Origin of the sequence: Leptolyngbya sp. AN10, from assembly GCF_050565645.1 — a bacterium.
In the GTDB taxonomy this organism is placed as follows: domain Bacteria; phylum Cyanobacteriota; class Cyanobacteriia; order Leptolyngbyales; family Leptolyngbyaceae; genus Leptolyngbya.
Genome location: NZ_JBNXVP010000031.1, coordinates 82,227 through 88,752, shown reverse-complemented (window position 1 = coordinate 88,752; position 6,526 = coordinate 82,227). Strand labels below are relative to the sequence as shown.

Sequence of the window (6,526 nt, the reverse complement as noted above, 5' to 3'; positions counted from 1 at the left end):
CTTTGAATTACATCGAACACGGCGACAACCGAATCAATGGCAATTGGCGATCGCATAAATAAAAGGATGCAGATTCAGAGAAGTCTGTGATCCAGTTTTTACAGAATGACTTTTTCAGCAAGCCCTACTTATTGGAGTGCCGCAGTGCCCAAGTAGCGTTACTTCAGTGGGTAAAGAACTACGAATTCAGGAAATTCGTAGTTCAGATGACTCGGTTCGCCTTTTCACGCTAGAAGCAAGTGGATGTACAAAGCAATGGATACTCAGACGGGATGTTGGAAATCTTCGATTGATTGAATCACATTTTTTAAGCTTAATTAGCAAGGGGTGAATACTATGCAATGCCTACATTGCGGCTATGAAAACATTTCAATTGATACCGAGCATTGCCCAAATCCGAGCTGTGGCGTTCACCTGCCATCCTTACTGAAGGATTGCTTAGAGCCAGGAACTATTTTGTACAACATCTATCGTATTGAGTATCCTTTGGGTCGAGGCGGATTTGGCATCACATATCGTGCGATTGACCTTTCGTTAAACAGACCTGTCGCAATCAAAGAATTTTACCCACAGGAACATGCCTGTCGCAATAACAATACAGGTATGGTGGTTGTACCTGTCTCTCAACAAGATAGGTATGACCGAAGCCTAGAGCGCTTTCTGCGAGAGGGAACTACACTTGCCCAGCTAAACCATATCGATAACATCGTGAAAGTTTATGCTTCCTTTAAAGCTAAAGGAACGGCTTTTCTAGTGATGGAACTGATTGATGGACAGACATTGAGAAAGGTACTTAACCAGCAACTTGGTCGCACTTTACCACCGGAGCGAGTTCAGGTCATTCTATCTAGCCTGGTCAAAGCGTTAAGCGCGACGCATCAGCAGCAGATTTATCACCTCGATCTTTCTCCAGAGAATGTGATGATCACGAAGAAAGATCGAGTTGTGCTTATCGACTTTGGGGCTGCCAAACAGGGATTGGGCACAAATACTACTCGATCGTACAAAGAAGCTTACGCTCCAATCGAACTTAAAGCTGGTCATACTCATAGAGTTGGAGCATGGAGCGATGTGTTTGAACTTGGAATGATGCTGCATGAGATGCTCATCGGGAGTCTACCGCCGACATCCATCAGTCGTACTCTGCAAGATTGGACTCCTACTTCAAGCTTATCTGAACCGTGGCGAGAATTAATCCTGAGAGCCACTCAACTCCATGCAGAGGCACGTCCGCAAAGCTTGTCCGATTGGTGGCATTTGGAAGTATCGCCAAAAGAACCAACACAACCAAAAGAACCAACACAACCAAAAGAATTAAGACCTGCTGGATTTGCACTGCGATCGATGGCATATCTCATTGATGTCATTCTTCTGCTTGTTACAAGCTTGGTCTTATATTCACCTGCAAATGCAACATCAGAAAGCTATGGCTGGAGTCTTTTGGGTGCTTATATGTTCATTTCCCTAATCTACTCTCCCGTTATGGACAGTTCCCCGTTGCAAGGAACACTGGGTAAGGCATTAGTTGGCATTGAAGTGACTGATCTAAGCGGCAGAAAAATTAAGCTGGGACGTGCTTACGGTCGTCATATCTGCAAAATTTTGTCTTACATCCTGTTGATTGGTTTCTTCATGGCTGGCTTCACAGACTATAAGCAAGCGCTCCACGATCGCATCACAAAATGTTTAGTTATTCGGAGAAAAGAACATGGATACGCAGCAAATCACAACCTCTAATCCCCGCTACATTGGTATCCCTAAACGGCTTCTAGCAATGTTTATCGATAACTTTGTCACCATCATCGTTACTACTTTCGTTGTTTTTGGACAAACTCAACCTCAATCTCCTGCCAAAATTCTTGCTTATCTGGTTGTTGCTGTTTTGATTGCTGGTGCTTATTTTGTATTATTAGAAAGTTCAGCAGAGCAAGCGACACTGGGAAAAATGGCTCTGGGTATCATGGTGACGAACAGCCAAGGCAAGAAACTCACCGTTTCACAAGCTGTAATTCGATACCTCAGCAAAGGTATATGGGTGATAGTCATTTTTATAGCAGCGATTTTTGCGGCTGTGAACGCACAGAATTCATCTCTTTTAGCACTTGCTGGTCTTGTCGTGCTAATTGCTGCACTCGGTAACTTACTCGCTGGATTGATGGTGCTTTTCAATCCAGAGAAACAGGCGCTTCATGATCGCATTGCCAAAACATTTGTTATTGATGTAGAAGATAGACCAGGTAAACTTCCTCAAAAAGCACTCCTCCAGATTGCAGCGATCGCACTCATCTCAGGACTTCTATTTCATCTTGTCCCATCTTCTCCAGGACAAGAAGGAAGCACTCCACCATCACCCCTTCCAGGTCTTACTCCTCAGCCTTCTCCAATTTCTAAAACCACTACCATCAATCTCTGTGGTGTACAAGAGGAAGTTTTTTCGCCAGTGTCGTTTATTGATGGAGTTTGGCAACTTCAGTTCAGTGTAGGAAGCACAGTGCATCTATCTACATTAACCATGAGAGGAGAGTCAGGAACGATGCAAACTGAGTATTTTGACGATGATACTAACGAGAAAAAAGCTGTTGTGCAAACAATTAAGCTTCGACAATCTCCGAGTGGCTTCTGGTTGTTTGGAGCAGATCCAGTTGATGCAACTACGAAGAAACCCGCCGATCGATACATTCCCGACAACATCTATCGCCAGAAACGTCCTGATGGATCGTTTGTTACGTTTAATTGTGTTGCGAATCAGGTTCGATTACCTGCATCAATGAATTTTATTCGTGACTAGCATCTGAGTAATTCACCTCTCAGGTTCTTGAGAGGTTCTAAGCATTGAAATCTGCTCAAAACTTCTGCTTCAGCAAAATACTCACTTCAGCTATGCTCATTCAAGAATTACAGGCTTTTCAAGGTGGATTTATTCCAATTCATGTCGAAGAGATCAAAGAAGTTAAACTGTTAGAACTGTTAGGTGCTGGAAGATTCGGAACTGTTTGGAAGGTTCAAGATATTAGAACAAAAAATCTTTATGTTCTAAAAATCATTCAGAATATTGAACCAAGTAGCCGCCTTGTTCATCGTGTCCGATTGGAAGCAAGTGTCACTATTTCTTCAAACTACATAATCCCAGTGATTGGACTCCGGGAATGGAATGATAGTACGTTCCTGATCTTGTTTGAATACTTCTCAGCAAAGTCGCTTGATCGAGTCCTAAGAGAAGAGACATTAACAGTCGCTCGTAAACGCTTTCTGTTTGACCAAATTCTCAGAGGAGTAGCAGATGCTCACAAAAATAACATCATTCATCGTGATTTAAAGCCAGCAAACATTCTTGTAGGAGAGAATGATGTCGTAAAGCTAATTGACTTTGGGTTGGCAAAGTTCAAGGCGACGGGTTTCACTAAAACAGGTGACATGATGGGAACCCCACCTTATATGTCACCAGAAATTTCGATTGAGGGTTCTAAGTTCTCTGATGCTCGTACTGACATCTATGCACTAGGTCAGATCCTCTATGAAATGTCTATGGGATACACATTTTGGGCAAAGCAAGGATGGCGCAGTGGAGGCTTCTATGAATTCACAAATTTTTTGAAGCAACTTCCTCCTCCAACGGAATGTATTGTACTCTCAGATTTCTCTTGCGATCTCTACAGTAATGCTAAGCAGGTGCTTGCTCGAATGGTCAAACGAGATCCAAAAGAACGCTATGCCACTGTGAATGAGGTAATTGAAGCGCTATGCGGTGAGTCAATTCGTGCTGATGTGCCGGAAGTTCCGCGAGAGCCATATCAGGTGAACTTGAAATACCCGCTGTTGATTGTCGAATCTGGTACAAATAAAAACGCTTGTACCTTAGTTAGAGTTGACCCAGGTGAGCAACTTGTATTGGGAAGAATCGATATTGCGGGCAGCGATCGCAGTATTAGTAGACGACATCTCGTTTTTACTCGACAGGGAAATCGTTATTTCGTCAGCGATATCCGTCAGAAAGCTATTCTTCCAAATAGTGAACTCAACCCTACGCTAGTCAGTGGTGTTGCTCTCGAACCGAATGCCGCACCAACTGAGTTACTTGACGGAACTCGGTTAAAAGTTGGTGACATTTTCTTGCGCGTTGTACTTCCAAGCTGATTTCTTATCTTTAGGAGCCATCTTCCATGAAAACCTGTTCTCATTGCAGTGCAGTCAATCCTGATGTTGCAAAGTTTTGCCTACAGTGCGGTAGTCATCTTTCGACGAGTTGGAAAAATCAGGATATTGCATATACATCTTCACCAGAAGTTCAAGTTGTCAATAACGGTCAGGCAACTCTAAAAGTTCAAGTTATCGATCAGGCGACTCCAAATCAGTTCACGCCAGTTCACAAGCAGCTATACATACAGCGTAAGGTGGACATTATGTTTGTCCTTGATTGTACGGGCAGTATGCAGGGCGAAATTGATGCTGTGCGAGATGTGATTATTGATTTTGTTGAATCGATCGAGTCACAATCTGTTTGTACCAGAATGGGCTTAATCGAGTTTCGCGATTGCAAAATTCAGGAAGAACAACGAGTTATTCAGTTTAACGGACAACCCTTTACAAATGATCCTCACTTATTTCGTCGAGAAATTTCTAGCTTGAAGGCTCAAGGAGGTGGAGATGAACCAGAGAGTAGCTTAGACGCAATGATGCTTGCGCTCAATCAACCATTTGACCCGGATGCCAGTCGAGTGCTTGTGCTTATAACTGATGCTCCCCCTCACATTCCTGATTGCGAGACTCAGACTATTGAGGAAGTCATGCACAGAATTAAACAGGTCAAGATTGATCAAATCTATCTGGTGATGCGAACTCAAGACCACCGCAACCACATTTATCTGAAGCTGTTGGAAGTAGTGACACGAGGGCTAGCATTTGACATTGGTCAAGGAGACGACTTTCGTAAACGTTCTGCCAATTTCAAGCAAACTCTAATGGCACTCGGCAACTCGATTTCACTTTCAACTTTGGGGGAGCAAGGCAATTAAGCCATGAATACAATTACACTGCAATGGCATGAGGCAGGTGCAATAAAATCTCGGACAATCGACTTTAGTTCATTGGACAGCGTAGCTAGTGCGATTCGGTTAGGACGAGATTCAAAACAATGCGACATTGTGTTCTCCGATCCCAGAATTTCTCGACTCCAAGCTGAAATCACATGGAACGATCGCAACAAAAAGTTTTACCTTCAGAACTTACGCAAAAGCAACCCGATTCTGATCAACGGTCATCCGTTAGCCGATCTCACACCGCTTGATGGTCTTACAACGATTGTGATAGGAACTACCGAGATTCAAGTGAGCCTCACTTTAGCTGACGAGCCGATTGTTCAAAGTACCCATGAGGCGGCAGATTCGGAAGAATCCTTTAAATCGCTTGAACTAAGCAATGTAGGATACAGCCAGATTATTCCACTGTCTTTTCTCAAGGAACCTTCTCGTCGCACTTCTTATCTAGTGCCGGGAATTTTGACGGTTGGTGCAGTAACTTTACTATTTGCCAATCTAGGGAATCCAGCCGTTTTCAATCTTCTATTAGCACTCTATTTAGGGGGAAGTGGATTCTGTGTAATCTACCAACTTTGTCAAAAAAATAAGCCTTGGTGGGTTATTGGATGCACGATCACCATGACTCCTTTCCTGTTAATGACTCCGATATGGGGGATGATTATCCTAGTGTTTCGAGAAATTCTACCAGGTCAAATTCCCAATCAGGAGACAGGGTTGCTCTCCAGTTTTATCGCCTTCTTTTTTGGTGCAGGACTCGCAGAAGAGTTGTTGAAAGCGATTCCAATTTTTGTTGTAGCTTGGTGGGGACAGTTACTCGAATCTTCTCAGCGACGACGCATTGGCGTTTCCGAACCACTCGATGGAATTATTCTGGGAGCCGCTTCTGCATTGAGCTTCACACTGATCGAAACATTGGGACAATACGTTCCAACTGCGATCGGAGGAATTGCGAGTCAAAGTGGTGTGGGTGTCGGTCAGCTTGTCGGATTGCAACTGCTCATTCCAAGAATTGTTGGTTCTGTATTTGGTCACATGGCGTACACCGGATGCTTCGGGTACTACATTGGACTCAGCTATCTCAAACCAAGCAAGCGTTGGAGTTGTCTAACTATTGGATACTTTGTTGCATCATTCATTCATGCGGTTTGGAATGTGAGTAGTCGATTGGGTTCGGTAGCTCAGGGAATGGCGGGTTTGTTGTCGTACTGCTTACTAATTGGCTGTATTCTCAAAGCGCGAAAAGTTTCTCGAAAGTACCACACCTACCTGTCATCGTAGTGGGCTGTTCCCCAAATTCAATAGAGAATAATTCATAGAGTAGAGATGATGTGATGCCTTAGAGAATCGAATCTTAATCTCTCATGGAGTTTAGAAGGCGTATCGTCTTGCACCAGACCTATAAGGTAATCATAGAGAGCCTTGAACCGAGAGAAATAAGATCGACGCAGCTAATGAAGTTCCGTAAATTCACCCAAAAAATCGTGACTTTT

At 43.5% G+C, this 6,526-nt stretch carries 5 protein-coding genes; all 5 read left to right on the top strand.

Annotated features, from left to right (window positions below):
* Positions 1-336 precede the first annotated feature (336 nt).
* The 5 genes from ACQ4M5_RS31045 (at position 337) to ACQ4M5_RS31025 (ending at position 6,314) form a co-directional block, all read left to right on the top strand.
* Complete coding sequence (locus ACQ4M5_RS31045; protein ID WP_430679674.1) at positions 337-1,737, top strand: protein kinase domain-containing protein; 1,401 nt, start codon at positions 337-339, stop codon at positions 1,735-1,737.
* Entirely contained in the window at positions 1,709-2,788 is a 1,080-nt protein-coding gene (locus ACQ4M5_RS31040) for an RDD family protein (RefSeq protein ID WP_430679673.1), read from the top strand. Before ACQ4M5_RS31045 ends, ACQ4M5_RS31040 begins: the two co-directional genes overlap by 29 nt.
* Before the next feature lie 92 nt (positions 2,789-2,880).
* On the top strand, positions 2,881-4,134 hold the full coding sequence (locus ACQ4M5_RS31035; RefSeq protein ID WP_430679672.1) for a protein kinase domain-containing protein: 1,254 nt from the start codon (positions 2,881-2,883) through the stop codon (positions 4,132-4,134).
* 26 nt (positions 4,135-4,160) lie between these two features.
* Entirely contained in the window at positions 4,161-5,012 is an 852-nt protein-coding gene (locus tag ACQ4M5_RS31030; RefSeq protein WP_430679671.1) for a VWA domain-containing protein, read from the top strand.
* Between the two features lie 3 nt (positions 5,013-5,015).
* Entirely contained in the window at positions 5,016-6,314 is a 1,299-nt protein-coding gene (locus tag ACQ4M5_RS31025) for a PrsW family glutamic-type intramembrane protease (RefSeq protein WP_430679670.1), read from the top strand.
* Positions 6,315-6,526 lie beyond the last annotated feature (212 nt).